The organism is Sagittula sp. MA-2, assembly GCF_030126985.1.
GTDB lineage: Bacteria > Pseudomonadota > Alphaproteobacteria > Rhodobacterales > Rhodobacteraceae > Sagittula.
On the sequence record NZ_CP126145.1, the window covers coordinates 750,163 to 774,857 of the forward strand.

24 protein-coding genes are annotated in these 24,695 nt (G+C 68.3%); 13 read left to right on the top strand and 11 right to left on the bottom strand.

What is annotated here, in order from left to right; genetic code table 11:
• Positions 1-10 precede the first annotated feature (10 nt).
• The 8 genes from QNI11_RS03805 to QNI11_RS03840 all read right to left on the bottom strand — a co-directional run bounded on the left by QNI11_RS03805 (position 11) and on the right by QNI11_RS03840 (position 5,938).
• Positions 11-454 (bottom strand): GNAT family N-acetyltransferase, encoded by a 444-nt coding sequence (locus QNI11_RS03805; RefSeq protein WP_283982393.1) that lies wholly within the window; start codon positions 452-454, stop codon positions 11-13.
• Positions 444-1,004, bottom strand: coding sequence for a tRNA (adenosine(37)-N6)-threonylcarbamoyltransferase complex dimerization subunit type 1 TsaB (gene tsaB / locus QNI11_RS03810; protein ID WP_283982394.1), 561 nt, complete (start codon positions 1,002-1,004; stop codon positions 444-446). Before tsaB ends, QNI11_RS03805 begins: the two co-directional genes overlap by 11 nt.
• Before the next feature lie 194 nt (positions 1,005-1,198).
• Positions 1,199-1,762, bottom strand: a complete 564-nt coding sequence (locus QNI11_RS03815) for a NifU family protein (protein ID WP_283982395.1) — start codon at positions 1,760-1,762, stop codon at positions 1,199-1,201.
• 84 nt (positions 1,763-1,846) lie between these two features.
• Complete coding sequence (locus QNI11_RS03820; protein WP_283982396.1) at positions 1,847-2,899, bottom strand: hypothetical protein; 1,053 nt, start codon at positions 2,897-2,899, stop codon at positions 1,847-1,849.
• Positions 2,900-3,046: 147 nt separating this feature from the next.
• Positions 3,047-3,502: a universal stress protein gene (locus tag QNI11_RS03825; RefSeq protein ID WP_100927778.1), complete on the bottom strand. Its 456-nt coding sequence runs from the start codon at positions 3,500-3,502 to the stop codon at positions 3,047-3,049.
• A gap of 70 nt (positions 3,503-3,572) precedes the next feature.
• Complete coding sequence (locus tag QNI11_RS03830; protein WP_283982397.1) at positions 3,573-4,220, bottom strand: hypothetical protein; 648 nt, start codon at positions 4,218-4,220, stop codon at positions 3,573-3,575.
• A gap of 13 nt (positions 4,221-4,233) precedes the next feature.
• Positions 4,234-5,094, bottom strand: a complete 861-nt coding sequence (locus QNI11_RS03835) for a branched-chain amino acid aminotransferase (RefSeq protein WP_283982398.1) — start codon at positions 5,092-5,094, stop codon at positions 4,234-4,236.
• 349 nt (positions 5,095-5,443) lie between these two features.
• Positions 5,444-5,938: a VOC family protein gene (locus QNI11_RS03840; RefSeq protein WP_100927775.1), complete on the bottom strand. Its 495-nt coding sequence runs from the start codon at positions 5,936-5,938 to the stop codon at positions 5,444-5,446.
• Between the two features lie 293 nt (positions 5,939-6,231).
• Here QNI11_RS03840 and fdhF point away from each other — a divergent pair, with 293 nt between their 5' ends.
• The 3 genes from fdhF to QNI11_RS03855 all read left to right on the top strand — a co-directional run bounded on the left by fdhF (position 6,232) and on the right by QNI11_RS03855 (position 10,782).
• Positions 6,232-9,015 carry a formate dehydrogenase subunit alpha gene (gene fdhF, locus QNI11_RS03845; protein ID WP_100930843.1) on the top strand — a complete coding sequence of 928 codons (2,784 nt, stop codon included), beginning with the start codon at positions 6,232-6,234 and terminating at the stop codon, positions 9,013-9,015.
• A gap of 394 nt (positions 9,016-9,409) precedes the next feature.
• Positions 9,410-9,574 carry a hypothetical protein gene (locus QNI11_RS03850; protein ID WP_283982399.1) on the top strand — a complete coding sequence of 55 codons (165 nt, stop codon included), beginning with the start codon at positions 9,410-9,412 and terminating at the stop codon, positions 9,572-9,574.
• 92 nt (positions 9,575-9,666) lie between these two features.
• Positions 9,667-10,782, top strand: coding sequence for a PepSY domain-containing protein (locus QNI11_RS03855; RefSeq protein ID WP_283982400.1), 1,116 nt, complete (start codon positions 9,667-9,669; stop codon positions 10,780-10,782).
• Between the two features lie 84 nt (positions 10,783-10,866).
• On the opposite strand, the gene QNI11_RS03860 is transcribed toward QNI11_RS03855, so the two are convergent.
• Both QNI11_RS03860 and QNI11_RS03865 read right to left on the bottom strand, forming a co-directional pair.
• Positions 10,867-11,562 (bottom strand): response regulator transcription factor, encoded by a 696-nt coding sequence (locus QNI11_RS03860; protein ID WP_100927772.1) that lies wholly within the window; start codon positions 11,560-11,562, stop codon positions 10,867-10,869.
• Entirely contained in the window at positions 11,559-13,460 is a 1,902-nt protein-coding gene (locus tag QNI11_RS03865) for a PAS-domain containing protein (RefSeq protein ID WP_283982401.1), read from the bottom strand. Before QNI11_RS03865 ends, QNI11_RS03860 begins: the two co-directional genes overlap by 4 nt.
• 336 nt (positions 13,461-13,796) lie before the next feature.
• Between QNI11_RS03865 and QNI11_RS03870 the strand changes: the two genes are divergently transcribed.
• From QNI11_RS03870 to QNI11_RS03910, 9 genes are all read left to right on the top strand, one after another.
• Complete coding sequence (locus QNI11_RS03870) at positions 13,797-15,770, top strand: AMP-binding protein (protein WP_283982402.1); 1,974 nt, start codon at positions 13,797-13,799, stop codon at positions 15,768-15,770.
• Complete coding sequence (locus QNI11_RS03875) at positions 15,767-16,276, top strand: hypothetical protein (RefSeq protein ID WP_283982403.1); 510 nt, start codon at positions 15,767-15,769, stop codon at positions 16,274-16,276. The genes QNI11_RS03870 and QNI11_RS03875 overlap by 4 nt, the downstream gene beginning before the upstream one ends.
• Positions 16,276-17,091, top strand: coding sequence for an ABC transporter ATP-binding protein (locus QNI11_RS03880; RefSeq protein ID WP_283982404.1), 816 nt, complete (start codon positions 16,276-16,278; stop codon positions 17,089-17,091). Before QNI11_RS03875 ends, QNI11_RS03880 begins: the two co-directional genes overlap by 1 nt.
• A 136-nt stretch (positions 17,092-17,227) precedes the next feature.
• Complete coding sequence (locus QNI11_RS03885) at positions 17,228-18,181, top strand: branched-chain amino acid ABC transporter permease (RefSeq protein WP_100927768.1); 954 nt, start codon at positions 17,228-17,230, stop codon at positions 18,179-18,181.
• Positions 18,182-18,321: 140 nt separating this feature from the next.
• A complete protein-coding gene (locus QNI11_RS03890) occupies positions 18,322-18,570 on the top strand; it encodes a hypothetical protein (RefSeq protein ID WP_100930841.1) in 249 nt (82 codons plus the stop codon).
• Positions 18,570-18,932: a hypothetical protein gene (locus tag QNI11_RS03895; RefSeq protein WP_283982405.1), complete on the top strand. Its 363-nt coding sequence runs from the start codon at positions 18,570-18,572 to the stop codon at positions 18,930-18,932. The genes QNI11_RS03890 and QNI11_RS03895 overlap by 1 nt, the downstream gene beginning before the upstream one ends.
• Before the next feature lie 64 nt (positions 18,933-18,996).
• Positions 18,997-20,073: a branched-chain amino acid ABC transporter permease gene (locus QNI11_RS03900; RefSeq protein ID WP_100927766.1), complete on the top strand. Its 1,077-nt coding sequence runs from the start codon at positions 18,997-18,999 to the stop codon at positions 20,071-20,073.
• Positions 20,074-20,194: 121 nt separating this feature from the next.
• Positions 20,195-21,487: an ABC transporter substrate-binding protein gene (locus QNI11_RS03905; RefSeq protein ID WP_100927765.1), complete on the top strand. Its 1,293-nt coding sequence runs from the start codon at positions 20,195-20,197 to the stop codon at positions 21,485-21,487.
• Positions 21,488-21,610: 123 nt separating this feature from the next.
• The gene (locus QNI11_RS03910) at positions 21,611-22,432 is read left to right on the top strand and encodes an ABC transporter ATP-binding protein (protein ID WP_283982406.1); all 822 of its coding nucleotides are present in this window, start codon (positions 21,611-21,613) and stop codon (positions 22,430-22,432) included.
• 43 nt (positions 22,433-22,475) lie between these two features.
• On the opposite strand, the gene QNI11_RS03915 is transcribed toward QNI11_RS03910, so the two are convergent.
• A complete protein-coding gene (locus tag QNI11_RS03915) occupies positions 22,476-23,297 on the bottom strand; it encodes a hypothetical protein (protein ID WP_283982407.1) in 822 nt (273 codons plus the stop codon).
• A gap of 89 nt (positions 23,298-23,386) precedes the next feature.
• Here QNI11_RS03915 and QNI11_RS03920 point away from each other — a divergent pair, with 89 nt between their 5' ends.
• Positions 23,387-24,559, top strand: a complete 1,173-nt coding sequence (locus tag QNI11_RS03920) for a phenylacetate--CoA ligase family protein (protein WP_283982408.1) — start codon at positions 23,387-23,389, stop codon at positions 24,557-24,559.
• Positions 24,560-24,695 lie beyond the last annotated feature (136 nt).

Below are 24,695 nucleotides of genomic sequence, written 5' to 3' on the forward strand. Positions count from 1 at the left end.
CAGGATGCCGTCAGGGCAAAACGCGCGACATGATCACGGCGTCATCCGTGCTGCCGTCCGCCAGATGGTAATACCCCTTGCGCAGCCCCGAAACGGTATAGCCCTTCGCCTCGTAGAAGGCGCGGGCGGGGACGTTGCGGGCGGCCACTTCGAGGAAGGCGCTTTCGGCCCCGCGCGCCACGGCCAGCGCGTGGAAGAGCGCGAGCGCCCGGCTGGCTTCGCCCTTGCGCTGCACGTCCGGGTCGGCGGCCAGCGCGAGGATCTCCGCCTCTCCGGCGACCACGAGGCCGAAGACGAAGGCGTGCGAGGTTGCCGCGACCAGTGCGTGCGGGCTGTCGAGGCTGTCGGCGAAGTCATGCGCCGCCCAGGGGCGCGAATGCGTGTAGGCACGGGCGCAGAGCGCGGCCATGTCTTCGGGCGTCATCGTCTGTTCGGACATGAGGTCAAGCGTCATCGAGGATCACCGGGGCTGCTTCGGAAGACGGCGCTGCGTCGGCCGCCCGCACGTAAAGCGGGGCCGGACGGGTGTCTGTCGGTTTGCCTGCAGCGACGCGGGCGATGGTGGCCGCATTGGCCGCCGCGTCGTCGGGTGCGGAGGCACTGCCTGAGGGGATCTCGGCCGATTGGGTGATCGTGCCGTCCGCGTGCTGAAGGTAGAACTGCCCGCCGGTGGCCGGAACGGTCGCGATGGCGGCGTCGCTGGTGGCGCGGATGACTTCAAAGGTGGTGACGCCCACGGCGGGGATCTTCAGCCCCAGCGCCAGCCCGCGGGCGGTGGCCACGGCGATGCGGATGCCGGTGAAGTTGCCCGGCCCGGTGCCCACGCCGATGCGCGTGACGTCTTTCCAGCCGCGGCCTGCCTCCGCCAGGAGGTCCTCCAGCAGCGGCAGGAGACGCTCTGCCTGCCCGCGTTTCATCGGCTCGGCCCGCGCGGCAAGCACGGTTTCGCCGTCGAGAAGCGCCGCGGCGCAGTAGGGACCGGAGGTGTCGAAGGACAGGATCATGTCCCTGTATGACTCCGTGCACAGGGAGTCTGCAACCGGGCGTGAACGGTGGACCGCTCCACGGTGCCTGAACGTCGCGCAAACGGCGCTTTTTCGGTCAGTCGGGGGAGGGCGGTTGCGCCGCGGCGGAAACGGAAAGGGCGCCGCAACAGCAGCGCCCGGTGTGCGATCCGTGGGGTATGCCGTCCGAAGGGTCAGACGGCGACCGGGCGGACCTCCGTCACTTCGGGGATGTAGTGGCGCAGCAGGTTCTCGATCCCCATCTTCAGCGTCAGCGTGGACGAGGGGCAGCCTGCGCAGGCGCCCTGCATGTGCAGGTAGACGACGCCGCGATCAAAGCCGTGGAACGTGATGTCGCCGCCGTCCTGGGCCACCGCCGGACGCACGCGGCTGTCCAGCAGTTCCTTGATCTGGCCGACGATCTCACCGTCTTCGCCGTCGTGTTCCGCATGGCCGCCGGCCTGCGCCGCGCCATCGGACATCACCGGCTGACCGGACTGGAAGTGTTCCATGATCGCGCCGAGAATCGCGGGCTTCATGTGGTCCCAGTTGACGGTGTCGGCCTTCGTCACGGTGACGAAGTCGTTGCCGAAGAAGATGCCGGTGACACCGTCCACGGCGAACAGCCGCTGTGCCAGCGGGGACGCCCCGGCAGCGTCTGCAGAGGGGAAATCGGCGGTGCCCATCTCCAGCACGGTCTGGCCGGGCAGGAATTTCAGCGTGGCCGGGTTGGGCGTGGATTCGGTCTGAATGAACATCTGGAGCGTACCTTTTCTGGCCTCTTCCCTATATGCGCGCCGAGCGCGGCGGCGTCAAGGATTGGAACGATTCTAAACAGGCTGTCAGTCGATGCAGAAGCGGAACGCGGCGTCCAGCATCCGGCGGTCGAGTGGTGTGGGTTTCTTGGCCGCGACGTAGTTGCCACCGATCACGCGACCGTATCCCGCGCCGATCGCAAAGGTCCCGGCGGCCGCCATCGCCTGCGCCTGCGGCGGCGAGATCCGGATCGTCAGGTAGGCGTCGTCGCCGTCGACCCGAACGGAGACCGCATCCTCCGGCAGCTTCTGCTCGGTGTTGTCGGTCCAGAAGATCGGCGAGCCGCGCTCTTCGGGGCTCAGCGCATGGACGGAGGCGTGCAGCAGCGCATAGGGCTGCCCGGCCCGGCAGTAGAACGACATCTGGTCGACGCCGTCGTAGGGCTGCGGCGGGTCGATCCGCTTGGACGCGGCGATCAGCCCGTCCTTGTAGGGTTCGAGGAAGAAGGCGTCGTAGCCGACGCGCGTGACAAGGTCGTATTCCTCTGCCTGCGGCTGGGTGACGTAGTACATGCCGGTGCTGTCCTGGGCCGAGGCGAGGGTGAAGATCCGGGCGTCGACGCCCATTTCCACCATGTAGGCCACGAGGTCGCCCGAGAATTTCTGCGCCACCTCGCCGCCGATCTGCTGGCCGGGGGCAAAGAACTGGTGCAGGCCCAGCTTGTCCCTTTCGGACAGGAAGCGCCGCACGCCGCCCATGAAGACATAGGCGCAGGCGCTTTCGCAGCGGCCCGGCGAGGGACCTTCGCTGCCGAGGAAGATCGGTTTCCCGTCGGTGTGGCGCGGGATGCCGTCGGAGCCGCCGATGGCCGTGTCATACCCCTGTTCGCGGATGTAGCGGCCCAGCCGCAGCGCCTCGCCCAGCGTGCCGCCGGGACTGTTGAGGTAGATCACGCCGCCATCGACGCCCTCGGTCTCGATCAGGCTGCGCAGCCTGTCGGTCAGCCCGGGCTCGATCTGCCCTTCGATCAGGACGAAGCAGCTTTCGTAGGCGTTCCCGAGGCAGGCGTTCTGGATCAGCGTCTCGGCAAGCGCGGGGCGGGCAGTCAGAAGGGCGAAGAAGACAAGAAAGGCACGCATGAAAAGTCTCTTGGGAAGGCAGGATCGGAAAACGGGTGCCCGGCCAGAATGTCGCCTGCGCCGTGACTTGTGAAGCCCGCAGGTTGCGGGGCGGGCGGCCTTTCCGGAGGAGGACGGGGTGTCTTGGGGCGCGTGGACGCGGAGCGATCAGGTGATCGCTTCCAGCCGCTCCTTCGAGAGGTCGCCGGGCACCACGGTCACCGGCACGGGCAGCGATCCGGCGCTGCGGGTCATCTGCGTCACCAACGGGCCGGGGCCCTTCTTGTCGGCGGCGGCGCCCAGCACCAGCACGCCGATCTCCGGGTCCTCGCGGACCTGGGCGAGGATCTCCGTCACGGCGTCGCCCTCGCGGATCACCAGCTCCGGATCGACGCCCTGCTTGTCGCGCATCCACTTGGCGAAGACCTCGAAATGCGCGTGGATGCGTTCGCGGGCCTCCTCGCGCATGATGTCACCGACGCCGATCCAGTGGTTGAACTCTTCCGGGGCGATGATCGACAGGATCGCGACGCCGCCGCCGGACTTCGCGGCGCGCATGGCGGCGAAGCGCATGGCGTTCAGGCATTCTCTGGAATCGTCGAGGACGACGAGGAACTTGCGCATTGGGTCTCTCTCCTGTCGCGCGACCTTGGCAGAGGGGCAGGCGGCTGTCCACTCTGCAGTGACGCGGGCGTCAGAGCGGCGGGGTCCTGAGGAGTAGGCCGGGGGCGGCGGTGTCGATGAGGGTATGACCCGGCTCCGACAGGCAGAAGACCGCGACCTGCGGATCGTGGTCGAGGAAGGCGAGGTGGCGGCCGGCGGGCAGCGCGGCGCCGATGTCGTCCAGCAGGGTGTGCACGATGTCGTCCGTCGCCGTGTCGGGGGGCAGGTCGCGGGCCGTGTCGCCCAGGCGGTAGGACAGGCGGTCGGTCGTCATTGCGACGTGCAGCCTGTCGTCGACGCCCGTGGCGCGTGCGAGGTCCCGGAGCGCGTCGACGAGGGCCTCAGGCGTGTCGAGGGCGTCGCGTTGAAGCAGGCAGGCGCGCGGACAGAAGGGTGTGTGCGGCGGACGGTCGATGCGGATGGCGAAGGTCAGGAGGAGGAGCCGCCAAGGATCGTAGCGGTAGGTCTCCTCCGGCCCGAAGTCGGTCAGGTCGGCACGGGTCACGCCGGGCGAGAGCGTGAGCCCGGCATCCGCCAGCAGGTCGAGCTGGTCGTCGAGGGAGGGCGCCTCGCGCTGGGGGGCAGGGCGCGCCGCGGGCCGGTTGGCGCGGATCACCGCACGGATCGCCAGCGCGAAAAGCGCCAGCACGATCCCGATGACCAGCAGTTTCAGCCACATGGCGCGGGCCGCCTCAGGCGCTGAGCGCCCAGTCCCAGTAGAGGTCGCGCACCCGGCTGGTCACCGGACCGGCCTGGTAGGAGGTGTCCTCGAACGCGGTGACGGGGGTGATCTTGTTCATGTTGCCGGAGAGGAAGACCTCGTCCGCGGCCTCGAAATCGGCGAAGGTCAGCACCGCCTCGACCACCTCCATCCCGTCCGCCTTCATGTTGGCGATGTGGCGGGCGCGGGTGATCCCGGCGAGGAAGGTGCCGTTGGGGATCGGCGTGAACACGACCCCGTCGCGGACCATGAAGACGTTGGCGGTGGCGCTTTCGGCGACGTTGCCCATGGCGTCGGTCACCAGTGCGTTGCCGAAGCCGCGGCTGCGGACCTCGGTCAGCATCCGGGCGTTGTTGGGATAGAGGCAGCCGGCCTTGGCGTTGACCACCGCGTCCTCCAGCACCGGGCGGCGGAAGCGGGTGCGCCCCAGCGTGGTGGAGGAGGTGGCGGGCGCCATGGGGATTTCCTCGAGACAGATGGCAAAGCCGGTCTCTTCGGGCTGCGGGACGATGGCGGTGACGTCGCCGTTGATGCCCCAGTACATCGGCCGGATGTAGACCGCGGCGTCGGGGGCATAGGCAGAGAGGCCCTCGCGCACGATCTCGACCATGTCGTCGGGCGCGACGGTGGGGTTGACCATCAGCGCCCGGGCGGAGGCGTTGATCCGGGCGCAATGGCGGTCGAGGTCGGGCGTGACGCCCTGCGTGTAGCGTGCACCATCGAAGACCGAGCTGCCGAGCCAGGCGCCATGGTCCGCGGCGCGCATGATCATGGTGTCGCCCTCGTGCCATGTGCCGTTGAAATAGGTGCGGATGTTCTTGCCGGTCGCCATCGGGATCTCCTTTTGGCGCGGAGCCTAGGCCCGGCGGACGGCAAGGTCCAGAGGGCGGGGCGGCGCAGAGCCCCGCCCTGCGCGGCGGCTGCGCGGGCGACGTTGTGCACGGGTCGGCCCGGGGAGGGAATGCCCTGTGTCGGGCTTAAGGATGTCGGGGGCGGAGGCCAGGGCTGCACGAAGCTGTGCCCAGGGGGGCGCAGACTTGAGCTTGGCTGTTGCGCGTCACGCGGTGGAGCGGGGCCCCGACCAGCGGGCCTGTGGCGCGGGCGGGGTGGCGGCGCAGAGCCCCGCCCTACTGCGGCAGTGCGTGGGCGGGGAGGTGTTGCGCCGTCCGGTCGCGGCGGTTTCAGCCTGCGCGGTCTTCGGTCGCTTCCAGCAGCAGATTGGGCAGGTCGAGCGGTGCGTTGGTCATCAGGAGCGTGCCGTTGCCGCTGCGGGGCCAGTCCTCGGGGGCGCGGTCGCGGTAGATCTCGATCCCGTTGCCGTCGGGGTCGGAGAAATAGATCGCCTCGGAGACACCGTGGTCGGCGGCGCCCTCGATCTCCACGCCGTGGTCCAGGGCACGGGCCAGCGCGTCGGCCAGGGCCGGGCGGTCGGGGAAGACGAAGGCGGTGTGATAGAGGCCGGGCGCGCGCGGATCGGCCCTGGGGCCGTCCTTCGAGTGCCAGGTGTTCAGGCCGATGTGGTGGTGGTAGCCGCCGGCGGAGAGGAACGCAGCCTGCCGCCCGTAGGTCTGCATGACCTCCAGCCCCATCACGTCGCGGTAGAACGCGACGGAGCGGTCGAGGTCGGTGACCTTCAGGTGGACGTGGCCGATGCGGGTTTCGGGATGTGCGGGCATGGGACGCCTCCTTTGCATGACAGAGATATGGGCGTGCCGGGCCAGCCGTCTATCGCCGCCAGCGCGTGTTCCGCGTGCGCGGCTGCACAGGCGGCGCAAAGGCGGACGTACGGGCCCTGCGGTCCGGGCGGCGGGCGATGCGCCCCCCGGCGGGCACGTGGCGGGGCACTTGGGACGCACGGCGGCGCGCATCGGAAACCCGGCGACGCAAAAACGTGACCGAAGGTCGGCATTGATCCACGCCGCCCGGACTGCGCATGGTCTACAAGAGCCGGAAACGAGAGGAGGCGCGCGTGGCCGACAGGATCCGATTCACACTCGACGGCGAGGAAGTCGAAGCCGAAAAGGGCATGACCATCTGGGAGGTGGCGAACGGGCGCGGTCTGAAGATCCCGCACCTGTGCCACAAGCCTGCGCCGGGTTACCGCCCGGACGGCAACTGCCGCGCCTGCATGGTGGAGATCGAGGGCGAGCGCGTGCTGGCGGCCTCCTGCATCCGCGAACCCGAGGACGGCATGGTGGTCAAGAGCGCCTCGGCCCGGGCGAAGACTGCACGCAGGATGGTGATGGAACTGCTCGTGGCCGACCAGCCGGAGCAGGCGGCGGCGCATGACAAGTCCTCCCACCTCTGGGACATGGCGGCAGAGCAGGGCGTTGCCGAAAGCCGCTTTCCGACGCTGGAGGCGGAGCGCATCCCGCTGCTTGACGACAGCCACGTGGCGATGTCGGTCAACCTCGACGCCTGCATCCAGTGCGGGCTCTGCGTACGCGCCTGCCGCGAGGTGCAGGTCAACGACGTGATCGGCATGGCCGGGCGCGGACACGACGCCTACCCGGTGTTCGACCTCGGCGACGACATGGGCGCCTCCACCTGCGTTGCCTGCGGCGAATGCGTGCAGGCCTGCCCGACCGGCGCGCTGATGCCGTCGTCGGTGGTGAACGACGCGCAGGAAGGCGACCGGGCCGATTTCGACAAGGAAACCAAGTCGGTCTGCCCGTTCTGCGGCGTCGGCTGCCAGGTCTCGATCAAGGTGAAGGACGGCAAGATCAAGTACGTCGAGGGCATCGACGGCCCCGCGAACGAGGGGCGGCTGTGTGTCAAGGGCCGCTTCGGGATGGACTACATCCACCACCCGCACCGGCTGACGAAGCCCCTGATCCGGCGGGAAGACGCGCCCGAGAAGGGCCTGAACGTCGATCCGTCGAACCCCTGGACCCACTTCCGCGAGGCGACCTGGGAAGAGGCGCTGGACAAGGCCGCCCACGGGCTGGCCGACCTGCGGTCCTACTACGGCGGGCAGTCGGTGGCGGGCTTCGGTTCGGCCAAGTGCACCAACGAGGAGGCCTATCTCTTCCAGAAGTTCATCCGGCAGGGCTTCGGCCACAACAACGTCGACCACTGCACGCGGCTGTGCCACGCCTCCTCGGTGGCGGCGCTGATGGAGAACGTGGGTTCGGGCGCGGTGACCGCGACCTTCAACGAGATCGAGAACGCCGACGTGGCGATCGTCATCGGCTCCAACCCGACAGAGAACCACCCCGTCGCCGCGACCTACTTCAAGCAGTTCACCAAACGCGGCGGCGAGCTGATCATCATGGACCCGCGCGGCACCGCGATGAAGCGCTTTGCCAAGCACATGGTGCAGTTCCGTCCCGGCACCGACGTGGCGCTGCTGAACGCGATCATGAACGTGATCGTCGAGGAAAAGCTCTATGACCGCCAGTACATAGAAGGCTTCACCGAGGGCTTCTTCGAGTTCCGCGACCACATCCGCGCCTTCACGCCGGAGCGCATGTCGGAGCTTTGCGGGATCGCGCCTGAGGTGATCCGCGACGTGGCCCGGACCTTCGCCACGGCGCAGCGGGCGATGATCTTCTGGGGGATGGGCATCTCGCAGCACATCCACGGCACCGACAACTCGCGCTGCCTGATCTCGCTGGCGCTGCTTTGCGGTCACGTGGGCCGTCCGGGGACCGGGCTGCATCCGCTGCGCGGGCAGAACAACGTGCAGGGCGCGTCCGATGCGGGGCTCATCCCGCAGGTCATGCCGGACTACCAGTCGGTTGCCGATCCGGAGGTCCGGGCGCTGTTCAAGCACATCTGGCAGGGCACGGAAATCCAGGCCACGCCGGGACTTACGGTCGTCGAGATCATGGACCGCGTCTACCGCGGCGAGATCCGCGGCATGTACGTGCTGGGCGAGAACCCTGCGATGTCGGACCCGGACGTGGAACACGCGCGCAAGGCGCTGGCCAAGCTCGACCACCTCGTCGTGCAGGACATCTTCCTGACGGAAACGGCGAACTTCGCCGACGTGATCCTGCCCGCCGCCGCGATGCCCGAGAAGGACGGCACCGTCACCAACACCAACCGGCAGGTGCAGATGATGCGCAAGGCGGTGGAGGCCCCGGGCGAGGCGCGCGAGGACTGGAAGGTGATCGTCGACCTGGCGCGGCGCATCGGGCTGAAGTGGGATTACGACGATCCGCGCGAGGTCTTCAACGAGATGAAGATGTCGATGCGGTCGCTGCACCACATCACCTGGAAGCGGCTGGAGACAGAGAATTCAGTGACTTACCCCTGCAACGGCCCGGACGACCCGGGCCAGGCGGTGGTCTTCGGCGACGGCTTCCCGCGCCGGGCCGGCCGGGCGAAGTTCACGCCTGCACGTGTCACGCCCCCGGCGGAGGTCCCGGACGAGACCTTCCCGATGGTGCTGACCACGGGCCGGCAGCTGGAGCACTGGCACACCGGGTCGATGACCCGCCGCGCAACGGTGCTGGACGCGGTGGAGCCGGAGGCCAACTGCTCGCTGCACCCCTCCACCCTGCGGGAGCTGGGCGTGGAGCCGGGCGGGCTGGTGCGGCTGATCACCCGGCGCGGCTCGCTCGAGGTGATGGCCCGTGCCGACAGGTCGGTGGCGCGGGACATGGTGTTCCTGCCCTTCGCCTACGTGGAGGCCGCGGCCAACATCCTCACCAACCCCGCGCTCGACCCCTTCGGCAAGATCCCGGAGTTCAAGTACTCTGCCGTGCGGGTGGAAAAGGTCACCGACGGGGCGCTTGCCGCGGAGTGAGTGCGGTCCCGGGCGGTTTGCGCAACGGGGCCGCGACGCCGGTCCCCGGTTAACGGGGCGGGCCCCGGGTAAACGCAGCGCGCGCCACCGGATGTGCCCGGCGGCGCCGCGAGCACCACAACGGGTTACCGGAACGTTGATTGCCTGTGGCGCGTGTTAAGGGGCGAACCGGCCGGTTTGCCCCCGATTCCCGGCCGGTTGGAAACCTTCGTTAACGCCGGCATGTGCCGAAGCGTTGCGCGGAAATCTTTTTCGTTAATGCCTGCGCCGGGACGGGGCCGGGCCCGGGCCGGGAGGGGGCCGCCGGGGCTGGCGGCGCCGGTTTTTCCCGGGCTGGCCGAAAGGCTGTGAGGATCGGCCGGGACGTGGCAGGATGGGCGCAGGAGGATGTGCCATGGATCCTGTGTCCCTCGGCTATTATGCGGCGGTCTGCGGGCTTCTGAGCCTTGCTGGGCCGCGACTGGGCCGGGCGCCCGCCCGGCTGATCGTCGGTGCGCTGGTCGGTGTCGTGGCGGTGGCGTTCCTGCCGTCATTCCGGGCGGCGCTGGGCCTGCCCTGAGAATTCTGCCGCGGCGCGGCACTTCCTGCGACGGAGCGGGCGGGCACCTGCGTGAAACCCTGAAACGGAAGAAATTTCAGGGACATTCAGACATGGTTCGCACGGTTGTTTTCTGGGGACACCTGACGGCGGGGCTCGTTTCCGGGGTCTTCGTCCTGATGATGAGCGTGACCGGCGTCCTGCTGACGTACGAAAGCCAGATCGTGCACTGGGCCACGGCCCGCGCCATCGAGGCTCCGGCGGGTGCCGTGGCCTTGTCGCCCGAAGAGATCGTCGCCGCGACGGGTGCCGTGCCGGGCCAGTCGCTGGTCCTCCCGCGGGAGCCCGGCGGGCTGGTGGAACTGCGGCAGGGGCGGTCCTCCGTCGCGCTCGATCCCTACAGCGGTACGGAACTGGACGGCGCGGGGGACGGCGTCGCGGCCTTCTTCCACGGTGTGACGGCGCTGCACCGCTGGCTGTCGTTCAGCGGCCCGACGGAGGTTGGCGGCTGGCTGGTCGATGCGGCCAACCTGCTGTTCCTCGGGCTGGTGGTGTCGGGGCTGTACCTGTGGCTGCCGAGGACGTGGACGTGGAGGCGCGTGAAGATGAACCTGGTCTTCCGGCGCGGCCTGCCGAACGCGCAGGCGCGAGATTACAACTGGCACCATGTGCTGGGCTTCTGGGCGCTGGTGCCGCTGTTCGTGATCGTGCTGACCGGCGTCGTCATGAGCTACGGCTGGGCCAACGCCGCGCTTTTCGCCGCGCTGGGTGAGGAGGTGCCGCAGGGCCGGGGCCGCGGGGCGGTGTCGCAGGAATTCGCGGCGCGGAAGCTGTCGGGCGCGCCATTGGGCTATGCCGCCCTGCTGGACGCCGCAGGGGCGGCGCGGCCGGACTGGACGACGGCGGCGATCATCCTGCCTGAGACGGGTGCGGGCGCGGTGCAGGTGACGCTGGACGGGGGCAACGGCGTGGCGCCGGCGCAGCGGTCGGAGCTGGTGCTGGACCGGGCCACGGGCGAGATCCTGTCCGAAGACGCCGTGACGGGCAGCGCGGGGATGCGGGCGCGGATGTGGGCGCGGTTCGCGCACACCGGGCAGTATTACGGCTTCATCGGTCAGACGGTGGCGGGGCTCGCCTCGCTCGCCGCGATGGTGCTGGTCTGGACCGGCATGGCGCTGGGCCTGCGCCGGCTCCTGCGGATGCGGCGGCTGCGCCGCGCGGCGGTGTGAGGAGAAGATCTTTCGGACGAAAGATCTTTGGGGGTGAAGGCTTTTCGTCCGAAAAGCCTTCGCGGGTCCCGTGGCGGGCGGCGGTCAGGACCAGGTGACGTCGCCGAGGAAGATGTAGCCCGCGCCGTAGATCGTCTTGATCAGGCGCGGGTTCTTCGGGTCCTCGCCGAGCTTGGTCCGGAGCCGCGAGATCCGCACATCCATCGCCCGGTCGAAGCTGTCGCCCGCCGTGCCGCCCAGCGCCTCCTGCATGTGGGCGCGGGTGATCAGCCGCTTGGGGCTTTCGAGGAAGAGCCTGAGCACCTCGCCCTCCGCCTGGCTGAAGGGCGTCTCCACCCCGTCCTTTTCCAGCGCGTAGTGGTCGAAGTGTGCCGTCCAGTCGCCGAAGCGGGCGGAGGTCTGCGCGGGCCGGGGCGGTGTGCGCAGGCGGGCGCGGACGCGGGCCACGACCTCGGCCGGATCGAAGGGCTTGGTCACGTAGTCGTCGGCGCCGAGCTCCAGCCCGGTCACCCGGTCCTGCACCTGCGCGCGGCCCGAGATGATGATGACCTTGGCCCCCTGTTCCAGCGCCAGCCGGTGCACCAGCGTCAGCCCGTCGCGGTCCGGCAGGGACAGGTCGACGAGGCACACGGCGGGGGTGACGGAACGCAGCGCCGCCTCGAACTCCGTCGCGCGGGAGAAGGCTCGGGTGCGGTAGCCCGCGTCCTGCAGCGCCTCCGTCAGGATGTCGCGGATGGCGGGTTCGTCGTCGAGGATCGTCACGAGGGGGGCGTCGGTCATGGCGTCCTTTCGCCGTCCCGGAGGGCGTTGGCAAGGGTTTCGGGGGTGAAGGGCTTGGCGATGACCGGCGCGCGGGCGCGGGCGGCGCGGTGGCGCGGGTCGCCGGGCGGCAGCGAGGTCATCAGGCGCAGCGGGATCTGCGGCAGGTGGTCGGCCAAGGTGTGGCCGGGTTCGCTGCCCTCGAGCGTGATGTCCGACAGGATCAGCGCGACCTCAAGCGTTTCGGCCAGCGCCAGCGCCTCGGGGACGGAGCTGGCCTCGGCCACGGCGTAGCCCAGCCCGGTGAGCATGTCGCGGATGGGGGCGCGCAGGTCGGGGCTGTCCTCGACCAGCAGCACGAGGCCGGAGGCAGGCAGGCTGAGCGCGTGGCGCAGCGGCAGGCGCAGGGTGACGCGGGCGCCGGTGGCCCCGTTCGAGAGCCGCAGCGCGCCGCCTGCCAGCTTGGTCATGTCGTAGACCATGGCGAGGCCAAGGCCGGAGCCTTCGCCGCCCTTGGTGGTGAAGAAGGGCGCTGTGCCGTGGTCCAGCGCGTCGGGCGAAAAGCCGGGGCCGGTGTCGGTCACGGCGATCTCGAGCCATGTGCCCTGCAGTTCGTGAGCGGCGATGGTGATCTGCGCCTCGGCCCGACCGGCGCAGGCGTCCCTGGCGTTCAGCACGAGGTTCAGGAGCGCGTCCTGCAGGAGGCCGGGATCGGCCATGGGGGGGGCCGTGGTGTTGTCCTCCATCGTCAGGGTCAGGCCTTCGGGCAGGGTCGGCGCCGCGAGGTTGGCGAGGTCGTCGAGGAAGGGGGCGAGGCGCATCGGCTTCGGCTGCCAGGTGCGCGGGCTGGTGATGTCGGCGATGCGTTCCAGCAGGGTGCCGCCGCGCCGCGCCGCCTGCAGCGTGGCGGTGACGCAGGCGGGGGCGTCGCCCGGCAGGTCGAGGCGGGCCAGTTTCGCCTGCTGGCCGAGGATGATCGTCAGGAGGTTGGAGAAGTCGTGCGCGAGCCCGGAGGTGAGCTGCGCCGCGATCTCGCGCCGCCGGGTCTGCTGGAGCGCGGCGCGGGCCTGCGTTTCCTCGGTCACGTCCTGCGAGAGGATGTAGACGCCCGGTTCCAGCGGGTCGGGGGTGAAGGCGGCGCGGATCCGGCGGGAGGACGCCTCGTCGCTGAACTCGAAGGTCGAGGCGCGCCCGGCGAAGGCGGCGTCGAGATGCGGCTGCACGCGGGCGTAGGCCTCCGGCCCCAGCGTGTCCGAGATGTGCAGCCCGACGATCGACGCGGGCCGTCCGGGCATCACGTCGGCCAGCCGGTTGTTGGAGAAGGTGTAGCGCCCGGTGGCGTCGACGCGGGCGATGTGGGCGGGCATCATCTCGGTCGTGGTCCGGGTGCGGGCCTCGGTCTCCATCAGCTGGCGGCGGGTTTCCTCGAGCGCGGTGATGGTGGCGGCCAGCTGGCGGTTGGTGCGGGCCAGTTCCTCGGACCGCTGCAGCACCTCCTCGGAGAGCGATTCCGAGCGGCTGCGGAGCAGTTCCTCCTGCTGCCTTATCGCGGTGATGTCGGTGTAGACGGTGACCCAGCCGCCCTGCGGCAGCGGCGCGCCCTCGACCGCGATGGTGCGGCCGTTGGCACGCTGGCGTTCCATGTAATGCGGTTCGAACGTGCGGGCGAGCGAGACGCGGGCGTCGATGAAGGTGTCGAGGTCGTCGATGGGACCGTATTCGCCGGTGGTGGCGAGGTGGCGGATGACCGCCTCGAAGGTGGTGCCGGGGGCGCAGAGCGTGTCGGGCAGGTCGAACATCGCCTGCATGGGGCGGTTGACCAGCACGAGGCGCAGGTCGCGGTCGAAGATCGACAGGGCCTGCTGGATCAGGTTCAGCCCGGCGAGGGTGAAGGCGGCGGTGTCGGCGCGTGTGGTCATGGCGGGAGCCTAGTCGCGGGCGGGCGCCGGGTCGATAGGGGTCGGGGGCGCGGGGGCCTGTACCTGATGCGGGCCGGTGTGCCGGTCCGGGGCGGGCGTACCTCTTTCTTCGAAACTCGGCCCGCCCACCCCTGCCATCCCATCCGGGCGCCTTCCCAGCCTCCCCGAATGTGGCCCTGAAAGGATTTGTTACATTCTGGAAAACCTCAGGAAAAAGTTGACCGCGAGCCTGAGAGCCGCCCTAATTGGCCGCAGAATCGTGATGAACGCGATCGGGGTCCCGAAAGGGGCAAGACAAGGGAGGGGTGCCGGAACGGGCGCCCGGGGAGGACACACTTGGCTGCACTCGTCGAGGGCATCGAAGGCCTGCGCTCTGTGCCTGCGCTTCTGCGCAGGAACGCCAGAGAGTTTGCCGGCGCACCGGCTTACCGTGAAAAGGAATACGGGATCTGGCAGAGCTGGACCTGGGCGGAAGCCGAGGCCGAGATCGAGGCCTTTGCGCTGGGGCTGCTGAACCTCGGGGTGGCGCCGGGCGATTACGTCGCGGTCATCGGGCGCAACCGGCCGACGCTCTACTGGGCGATGGTGGCGGCGCAGATGTGCGGCGCGGTGCCGGTGCCGCTGTACCAGGACGCGGTCGCGGAAGAGATGGAATACGTGCTGTCGCACTGCGGCGCGCGCTTTGTCGTGGTCGCCGACCAGGAGCAGGTGGACAAGGTGATCGAGGTGCAGGAGAGCCTGCACCAGTTCGAGCACATGATCTACGTCGACCCGCGCGGCCTGCGGAAATACGACCACACGCGGCTGCACGACTATGCCCACGTCCAGGACCAGGGCCGCGCGGCGCGCGACGAGCTGATCGGCGAGCTGGACCGGCGGCGCGGCGCGCTGGGCTACGACGACACCTGCGTGATGCTCTACACCTCCGGGACGACGGGCAAGCCGAAGGGCGTGGTGCTGTCGAACCGCAACATCATCGAGGCGGCGAAATCCTCGGCGGAGTTCGACCACCTCAAGCGCGACGACGAGGTGCTGGCCTACCTGCCCATGGCCTGGGTCGGCGATTTCATCTTTTCCATCGGGCAGGCCTACTGGAAGGGCTTCTGCGTGAACTGCCCGGAAAGCGCGGAGACGCTGCAGACCGACCTGAAGGAGATCGGGCCGACCTACTATTTCGCCCCGCCGCGGGTGTTCGAGACGCTGCTGACCCGGATCATGATCCGGATGGAGGACGCGAGCCCGCTGAAGAAGCGGATGTTCGACCACTACATGGCCCATGCCCGAAAGGTCGGGCCGCGCATCCTCGACGGGAAGTCCGTGGGACTGCTGGACCGGCTGCGCTACCGGGTGGGGGAGTTCCTGGTCTACGGGCCGCTGAAGGATTCCATGGGCTTCTCGAAGGTGCGGGTGGGCTATACCGCGGGCGAGGCCATCGGGCCGGAGATCTTCGATTTCTACCGCTCGCTGGGGATCAACCTGAAGCAGCTTTACGGGCAGACGGAGGCCTCGGTCTTCATCACCGTGCAGCCGGACGGCGAAGTGCGGTCGGACACCGTGGGCGTGCCCGCGCCGGGGGTGGAGATCCGCATCGCCGAGAACGGCGAGGTCTTCTACCGCTCGCCGGGGACCTTCGTGGAGTATTACAAGAACCCCGAAAGCACCGCCTCCACCAAGGACCCGGAGGGCTGGGTGGCGACGGGGGATGCCGGGTTCTTCGAGGAGGCGACGGGCCACCTGCGGATCATCGACCGGGCGAAGGACGTGGGACAGATGGCGTCGGGCGCGCTCTTCGCGCCGAAGTACGTCGAGAACAAGCTGAAGTTCTATCCCAACATCCTGGAGGCCGTGGTCTTCGGGGCGGGCCGCGACCGCTGCTGCGCCTTCATCAACATCGACCTCTCGGCGGTGGGCAACTGGGCGGAGCGCAACAACATCGCCTATGCGTCCTACCAGGAACTGGCGCAGCACCCGCAGGTCATCGAGACGGTGCGCGCCCATGTCGAGGAGGTGAACGCCTCCGTCGCGGAGGACGAGATGCTGTCGGCCTGCCAGATCCACCGCTTCCTGATCCTGCACAAGGAGCTGGACGCCGACGACGGCGAGATGACGCGGACCCGTAAGGTGAAGCGCAAGATCATCTCGGAGAAATACGACGACCTGGTGACCGCCTTGTACGACGGATCGGACAGCATCTACACCGAGACCGAGGTGACCTACGAGGACGGCCGCAAGGGCAGCATCAAGGCGACGCTGAAGATCGTCGACGCGAAGGTGGTGCCGGTCACCCCCAAGGCGATGGCGGCGGAATGACGGGTTCGCTGGAGTTCCTTCCCGGTGCCGTGACCTCGCTGGTGGCGCTCGGACTGGCGGGGCCGTCACAGGCGGCGCTGGCCGACGACTGGCAGGCGGCGGCGCAGGTCTGCCTGTCGGCGGTGCACGACGCGGAGGGGTTTGCCGAGGGCAGCGACACGCGCGGTGCGGTCCTGAGCACACGCGGCACGCGCGCTCTGGGCGGGACGCTTGCGGCGCGGTCCTGCGAGGTGACGGTGACGCGCCATGCCACGACGGGCGAGGTGGCGGAGATCACCGGGCGCTTCGCCGACCTGCTGCCGGTGCTGCAGGAGGCGGGCTACGTCATCGCGCCGCAGCGGAGGATCCGCCCGGAGCCGGGCGTGCTGATGACCGAGCTTTCGCTTGACGGAAACGCCCGGGGCTGCGGGATGCGGGTCAGCTTCATGGCGGCCGCCGGGACCGGGACGGTGCTGTTCGCGGTGGATGAAACGGGCGACGCGCCCTGTGGAAACGGGGGCAACTGATGCTCGATCAGACCGAAGGCTACACCACCGCGGACGGGCGGCAGATCGGCGGGACGCTGATGGAGATGAAGAACATCACGCTGAAGTTCGGCGGGGTGACGGCGATCTCGGACATTTCCTTCGACATCCGCGAGGGCGAGATCCGGGCGATCATCGGGCCGAACGGCGCGGGCAAGTCGTCGATGCTGAACATCATCAGCGGGTTCTACACGCCGACCATCGGCGAGGTCTGGTACAAGGGCGCGAAGCGGCCCCCCATGAAGCCTTACGAGGTGGCGCGGATGGGCGTGGCGCGGACCTTCCAGAACATCGCGCTCTTCGAGGGGATGAGCGTGCTCGACAACGTGATGACCGGGCGGCTGACGCACATGAAGGCCGGGATCGCCGCGCAGGCGCTGTGGTGGGGCAAGGCCCGCGACGAGGAGATGGCCAACCGCGAGGTGGTGGAGAAGGTCATCGACTTCCTCGAGATCCAGGCGATCCGCAAGACGCCGGTGGGGCGGCTGCCCTACGGCCTGAAGAAGCGGGTGGAGCTGGCGCGCGCGCTGGCCGCGGAGCCCTCGATCCTGCTGCTCGACGAGCCGATGGCGGGCATGAACGTCGAGGAGAAGGAGGACATGAGCCGCTTCATCCTCGACGTGAACGACGAGTTCGGCACGACCATCGCGCTGATCGAGCACGACATGGGCGTGGTCATGGACCTGAGCGACCGGGCGGTGGTGATGGATTACGGCAAGAAGATCGGCGACGGCAGCCCGGACGAGGTGCGCGGCAACCAGGACGTCATCGACGCCTACCTGGGCGTGGCGCACTGATGCGGGCGGCGGCAACGGAGGGTCCGCGCGCGGTGCGCGCGGACGGGGGGAGGGGCGCTGCCCCTCTGCGCTGGCGCGCATTCACCCCGGAGTACTTGGAAAGCAGAGAAGCCCTATGGGCGCAGGGGGAAGGTTCATGCTGAACGATATTTTCATCAAGCCGTTCGCGGACATGATCGACGCGCCGGACTTCCTGTTGCAGGTGCTCTGGGAGGGGCTGGTGTCGGGGGTGCTTTACGCGCTGATCGCGCTGGGCTTCGTGCTGATCTTCCGGTCGTCGCGGATCTTCAACTTCGCGCAGGGCATCATGGTGGTCTTTGCGGCGCTGACGCTGGTGGGTCTGCATGCCTTCGGGGTGCCGGCGTGGATCGCGGTGGCGCTGACGCTGGGTGTGATGTTCGTCCTCGCCGTGACCATCGAGCGGGTGGTGCTGCGGCCGCTGGTCGGGCAGCCGGACATCATCCTCTTCATGGCGACGATCGGCATCACGCTGTTCCTGATCGGCTTTGGCGAGATCATCTTCGGCGGCGAGAACAAGGTGATGATCACCGAGGAGCTGAGCATTCCCACCGGCGACACGGTGCTGGAGCCCTGGGGCGGGCTGCTGATCCTGCAGCATCTGGACATCACGGTGGTGCTGGTGGCCTGCACGCTGGTGGCGGCGCTGCTGGCGTTCCTCAACTACACGCGGATGGGCCGGGCGATCCGGGCGCTGGGCGACGACCACCAGGCGGCGCTGTCGGTGGGCATCTCGCTGCAGACGGTCTGGGTGCTGGTGTGGTTCATCGCGGGCATCATCGCGCTGGTCACGGGCATCGCCTGGGGGGCGCGGGCGGGCGTCAGCTTTGCGCTGGAGGTGATCGCCTACAAGGCCTTGCCGGTGCTGATGCTGGGCGGGCTCGAGTCGATCACCGGGGCGATCATCGGCGGGCTGATGATCGGCCTGCTGGAGAAGCTGTTCGAGATCTACTGGGGCCAGCCGCTGCTGGGCGGCAACACCGAGACGTGGTTTGCCTTCGTGCTGGCGCTCATCGTGCTGCTGTTCCGGCCGCAGGGGCTGTTCGGGGAGCGGATCATCGAGCGGGTCTAGCGGGCCTGCGGCGAGAGAGGGCCTGCGGCGTTCACGGATGCCGAGGGCGGGTCGGGCGGCCCCGGACGGGCGGGGCGTGACGAGTGGAATGGCGGGCGGGCGGGCCGCGCGGTGCGGCGGGTGTCCGGGAGGTGGAAGGCATGACGAAACTGATCGCGGTTCTCAACGTGGTGGCCTGGGCGGGGTTTTGGTCTTTTGGCTATCTGGCGCTGACGACGCCGGTGGAGCAGGGTGGACGCATGGTCGTTGCGCTGCTGCTGGCAGCCTTCGGGGCGGCACTGGGGATCTGGGCGTGGTTCCGGATCGTGCGGCACACCGAGGCGACCGGCTATGCGCGGCCGGCCAGCAGCCGGGCGCGTCACGATGCAGACGAAGGACTGGATGCCTGATGGCCACACAGAAGACCCCCGCCGGGACGGACAGGACGCGCGCTCCGAAGACCGCCCAGAAGACTGCCCAGAAGACCGCCCGGAAGACCGCCCAGAAGACCGGCGCACCGCAACGGGACCGCACGTCGCGCGCCCGGGCGCCGGCCAGCGAGGAGGCCGCCGACATCGCCCGCGCGGCGAACGGGCTGAGCGAATACTACGACACGCAGCACGAGGCGGTGCAGGGCGTGATGAAGGCGCAGATGGACGTCATGAACACCATGATGTCGGCGTCGATGAATGCCACCACGACGTCGCTGAAGGCCATGGCGGCCTTCTGGGCGTCGGCCATCCCGGGCACACGGCGGCGCGGGAACGACTGAAACGTGAAAGCGCCCGGGGACCGGCGGCAAGACCGGTCCGGGCGATGAATAGGGAGGACCGCGGATGCTCTATCGCACCGCCGGACAGTTCAAGACGACATACGAGGCGGACCAGGCGCTGTTCCCGGTCCGGCAGGACGCGATCCTGCTGGGGGTGATCCTGCTGTGCGCCTGGGTGATCTTTCCGCTGACGGCGAGCGAGTTCGCCTTCCAGACGCTGCTGATCCCGGTGCTGATCTATTCGCTGGCGGCACTCGGGCTGAACATCCTGACGGGCTATGCCGGGCAGCTCTCGCTGGGCACCGCGGCCTTCATGGGGGTCGGCGCCTATGCCTGCTACAAGCTGATCACGCTCATGCCGTGGATGAACCCGGTGATCGCGATCCTCTTGTCGGGGGTGTTCTCGGCCGGGGTGGGGGTGGCCTTCGGCATTCCCAGCCTGCGGATCAAGGGGTTCTACCTCGCCATCGCGACGCTGGCGGCGCAGTTCTTCCTTGTGTGGCTCTTCGAGAAGTGGGCCTGGCTTTACAACTACAACGCAAGCGGCGCGATCCAGGTGCCGAACCTCGAGATGTTCGGGGTCTACGTGGCGGGGCCGCAGGCCAGCAGCATCGTGCAGTATTACGTGGTGCTGTTCATCGTCTGCCTTCTGACGATGCTCTGCATCAACCTGACGCGCGGCACGCTGGGGCGGACGTGGAAGGCGACGCGGGACATGGACATCGCCGCCGAGCTGATCGGCATCAACCTGATGCGCTCGAAACTGACGGCCTTCGCGATCTCGTCCTACATCGTGGGCGTGGCCGGGGCGCTGTTCGTTTTCATGTGGCGCGGCGCGGCGGAGCCGAACCTCTTCGACATCCCGCTGTCGTTCCGCATCCTGTTCATCGCGATCATCGGCGGGCTGGGATCGATCATGGGCAACTACCTGGGCGCCATCCTGATCGTGGGCCTGCCGGTGGTGCTGAACCTGCTGCCGAACGCGCTGGGGATTTCCATCGACAGCGCGCTGGTGGAGCACCTCAACATCATGATCGTGGGGAGCCTGATCGTGTTCTTCCTGATCGTGGAGCCGCACGGGCTGGCGCAGCTGTGGCGGCTGATCCGGGAGAAGATGATCCTCTGGCCGTTCCCGCACTGACGGGGCGCGGCCGGTGACGCGCGTGCGGGGGCAGGATCTGCGCCCTGCGCGGGGTCCCGCGAAGGGTGGGCCCGAAAGACGACGTAAGAAACGAAGTGACAGATTTCAGGGAGGAGAACCAATGAAACACTTCACGAAACTGGCGGTGGCCGCGGTCGTCGCGGGTGTCACCGCAGGCGCTGCCATGGCGCAGGAACTGTACACCCCGAACCTCAGCTACCGGACTGGCCCCTTTGCCGCGACGGGCATTCCGCTGATGAACGGGCAGGCCGACTACATGACCATGCTCAACGAGCGGGACGGTGGCATCGGCGGCGCGAAGATCAACTTCGAGGAATGCGAGACCGGCTATTCCACCGAGAAGGGCGTCGAGTGCTACGAGAAGACCAAGGGGCAGGCCATCGTGACCCAGCCGTGGTCCACGGGCATCACGCTTCAGGTGCTGCCGAAGACCAACGTGGACGAGATCCCGATCCTCGCCTCGGGCTACGGATTCAGCCCGATGATGGACGGCGCGACCTTCCAGTGGGCGTTCAACACGCCTGCCGGTTACTGGGACGGCGCCGACATGATCATCCAGTACCTCGAAAGCCAGGGGTCGCTGGAGGGCAAGAAGATCGTGCACCTGCACCTCGACCACCCGTTCGGCAAGGAGCCTCTGCCGGTGCTCGAGAAGCTGGCCGAGGAAAAGGGGTTCGAGCTGGTGCCGATCCCGGTCGGCCTGAAGGAGATGCAGAACCAGTCCGCGCAGTGGCTTCAGATCCGCCGCGAGCGCCCGGATTACGTCATCATGTGGGGCTGGGGTGCGATGAACGCCGGGGCCATCACCGAGGCGGTGAAGACCAAGTTCCCGATGGAGAACTTCATCGGCGTCTGGTGGGCCGGGCATGACGCCGACCTCAAGATCGTCGGCGAGGACGGCAAGGGCTACAAGTCGATCTCGTGGTCGTTCCCGAACGCCGATGCGCCGGTGATCGCGGACATCAAGAAGCACGTGGTCGACGCCGGTCTGACGAAGTCGAACCCGGAAGAGATGGAAGGCGTGTTCTACAACCGCGGCATCATCATCTCGGCCATCCTCGCCGAGGGCATCCGCATGGCGCAAGAGGAATACGGCACGGCAGAGATCGACGCGGCGCAGCTGCGCTGGGGTCTCGAGAACATCGACATGACCGAGGCGCGCATCGACGAGCTGGGCCTGACCGGCATGGTGCCGCCGTTCAAGACCTCCTGCGACGACCACACCGGCAAGTCCGGCGGCTGGATGCTGGAGTGGGACGGCGAGAAGTTCGTGAAGGCATCCGACCACCTGGTGCCGAACACCGAGGGCTATGCCGACCTGATCGCGTCGTCGGCGGCGGAATACGCCGAGGCGAACCAGCCCTGGCCGGTGAACGAGACCTGCGGCGGCTGACGGCCTTCGCGTGACGATACGTCCGGCGGCGGCGCAGGCCGCTGCCGCCGGACACCCAAGGGATTTTCACAGAGACGAGGCAGCGGTCCGGGCAAGGGTCCGGCGGGCTGCGAGAGGAACGCCATGCTGGACGCCGGGAAGACCGAGACCCTGCTTGAGGTCAACAACATCGAGGTGATCTACAACCACGTGATCCTCGTGCTGAAGGGCGTGTCGCTGACGGTCCGGAAGGGCGGGATCACCGCGCTTCTGGGCGGCAACGGCGCGGGCAAGACCACGACGCTGAAGGCGATTTCCAACCTGCTGCATTCGGAGCGCGGCGAGGTCACAAAGGGCTCCATCGTCTACAAGGGCGAGCGGGTGCAGGACCTCGACCCGGCGGCGCTGGTGAAGCGGGGCGTCATCCAGGTGATGGAGGGGCGGCACTGCTTCGAACACCTGACGGTCGAGGAGAACCTGATGACCGGCGCCTACACGCGGCGCGACGGCAAGGGCGCCATCGAGGCCGACCTCGACATGGTCTACGAGTATTTCCCGCGGCTGAAGGAGCGGCGGAAGAGCCAGGCAGGCTATACCTCGGGCGGGGAGCAGCAGATGACGGCGATCGGCCGTGCGCTGATGAGCCGCCCGGAGACGATCCTGCTGGACGAGCCTTCGATGGGTCTGGCGCCGCAGCTGGTGGAGCAGATCTTCGAGATCGTGAAGGCGGTGAACGAAGGGGAGGGCGTGTCTTTCCTTTTGGCGGAGCAGAACACCAACGTCGCCCTGCGCTATGCGCATTCGGGATACATTCTCGAAAACGGGAGGGTTGTGATGGAAGGCCCGGCCAGCGAGCTGCGCGAGAACCCGGACGTGAAGGAGTTCTACCTCGGCATGTCGGACGAGGGCCGGAAATCGTTCCGCGACGTGCGTTCCTACCGGCGCCGCAAACGCTGGCTGGCCTGAGGGGCGTGCGATGAAGACCTGTCCCGAAGGCGGCGCCTCTCTGTCACGCCTCGCGCATGCTGCGCAGGAGGTCGAGCTGCGCCAGCGCCTCTGCGCGGGTGGCGAAGATATTGGGTGCGAAGCCGGCGCTGGCACTGCGCGCGCGGATGTTCTCCGCCTCGTCTTCGGCGACGTTGTAACGCAGCGTGGCGAGCGAGAAACTGGTGTTCAGGTCGCGGCCCCGGCGGGCGTATTCGACCCATGCGGCAGGCATGACCTGCGCATTGTGGTAGTTGACCAGCGCGTACCAGCGCATCGGGCGGCCCATGGCGACAACGCGCGCCTCGACGTGGTCGAAGAGGTCGGCGACGTCGCGGGCATGGTTGAGCGTCATGTCCGACATGTCGATCTCGACGATGCGGCGGTTGGTATCAAAGCTGACCCGCGGATAGAGGTCGTGGAAGCGCAGCGTCCGTTCGTCCACGCGCGGCGGCAGGTTGGCGTCGCGGATGTCCTGAAGGTAGCGCAGCGCCGTCGCCTCGTCCGGGAAAACGGGCATGTTGAAGCCGGACTGCTGCGAGATCGTGGCCAGCGCGGCGGCGATGTCCGGCGTGGCACCGTAGCGGGCGGACCCCAGAGCGTGATGCAGGTTCAGCGCGTGCACGCGGCCCGTGTAGGCCTTGCAGGCCGCGGGCAGGATGGCGGTGCCGGTGAGGTCGATCAGGAAATACCAGTGGCGTTCGCCGGAGGCGGCGATGCTGTCCTCGATCGCGTCGAAGTGGATATCGACGTCCACGGGATGCTCGAAGCGCAGCCCGGAGACATCCAGGTGCATGACCCTCCGGTCATGATCGAAACGCAGGCGTCGTTCCAGTTGGGTGATCACGGACTGTCCCCTTCGGCACGGAAAATATCAGAACGCCGGAAAATAGCTATCCGGATAAATGCAGATTGCCCGAGGGGAGGGACAACCCGATGAGCACCTATTTCGACGCGCTCGAAACGCGCAGCCGCGACGAACGGGAGGCGGCGCAGCTCGAGGGCCTGAACGCGCAACTGGCGCGGCACGGGCTGGATGCGCTGGAGACGCTGGCCGACCTGAAGTCGCTGCCGGTGCTGCGCAAGGCGGACCTCGTGGCGCGCCAGAAGGAGGCCCCGCCCTTCGGCGGCCTGCCGGTCAGCAACCTCGCGCATGTGTTCCAGTCGCCGGGGCCGATCTACGAACCGGGCGGCGTGAGCCACGACTGGTGGCGCGTGGGCCGCTTCCTGCATGCCTGCGGGATCGGCGTGGGCGACGTGGTGCAGAACTGTTTCGGCTACCACCTGACGCCTGCCGGGATGATCTTCGAGAACGGCGCGCGGGCGGTGGGCGCCGCCGTGCTGCCAGCCGGCACCGGCCAGACGGAGCTTCAGGTGCGGGCGGCGAAGGACGTGGGCGCCACCGCCTACGCGGGCACGCCGGATTACCTGAAGGTGATCATTGAAAAGGCCGACGAGATGGGGCTGGAGCTGCAGATCGCCCGGGCGGCGGTGGGCGGCGGGGCGCTGTTCCCCTCCCTCCGCGCCTGGTACGAGGAGCGCGGCATCCTTTGCCTGCAATGCTACGCGACAGCCGACCTGGGCAACGTCGCCTACGAGAGCTCGGCGAAGGAGGGGATGATCCTCGACGAGGGCGTGATCCTTGAGATCGTGACCCCCGGCACCGGCGACCCGGTGGCCGAGGGCGAGGTGGGCGAGATCGTGGTGACCACGCTGAACCCCGACTACCCGCTGATCCGTTTCGCCACCGGCGACCTGTCGGCGATCCTGCCGGGGGAAAGCCCCTGCGGGCGGACCAACACCCGGATTAAGGGCTGGATGGGCCGCGCCGACCAGACGACGAAGATCAAGGGCATGTTCGTGCGCCCCGAGCAGGTGGCCGAACTGGTCGCCCGCCATGCCGAGATCGACCGCGCCCGCGTGGTCGCCAGCCGCGAGGGCGAGATGGACGTGATGACGGTGCGAATCGAAACCGGGGCAGAGGCCGTCCCGGGCGTCGAGGACAGCGTGGCAGGCGTTCTGAAGATGAAGGGACGGGTCGAACTGGTGGCCCCCGGCGGTTTGCCGCGCGACGGGCTGGTGATCGAGGATCAGCGGACTTACGACTGACGGTTGTACCCGCAACGGGGCATCTTCCTGAGAATCCGGAAAAAATTCCCGCGCCCTCCGGGGCGCGCGGGTTTGTCACGCCGCAGAAGTTTTCGGCTCTGGCAGAATCGTGTCTTGTCGGAAGAGCCAAGCGCGG